This is a genomic window from Nostoc sp. UIC 10607, assembly GCF_047228265.1.
Taxonomy (GTDB): domain Bacteria; phylum Cyanobacteriota; class Cyanobacteriia; order Cyanobacteriales; family Nostocaceae; genus Nostoc; species Nostoc foliaceum_A.
Genome location: NZ_JBIQNW010000275.1, coordinates 1 through 330 on the forward strand (window position 1 = coordinate 1; position 330 = coordinate 330).

Sequence of the window (330 nt, forward strand, 5' to 3'; positions counted from 1 at the left end):
TTTCAGTTACCATATCTAGCACCATTGCTGCTCCGACCCAATTCAAGTTCAGATCGCGGTGCAACCTTTGAATCTGCTCAACGCGAAAGAGATCCTGTCGGCGCAGCATGATTCCTACAGGTTCAATTAATCCCAGGCGGGCAAATCGTTCTAGCAATAAAACCGAAGTTTGGGTGAGGTAGGCGGCTTGCTCGAAACTATAGAGGCGATCGCCTGTTTCTGACCACACCACACAAGACAAACTCAGGTTAGGACTCATAACCGCACCTCCGTTAAGCCTTGACGGGAATTAAAACTACTGACCTGCCGCAATTTTTCATAGCACTCTCT

General features: G+C 48.2%; 1 protein-coding gene. It reads right to left on the bottom strand.

Features of this window, described 5'->3' with window-relative positions; genetic code table 11:
- On the bottom strand, positions 1-259 hold a 259-nt coding region (locus tag ACEYW6_RS36750; protein WP_412983686.1), incomplete at its 3' end, for a chaperone modulator CbpM.
- Between the last annotated feature and the right edge of the window lie 71 nt (positions 260-330).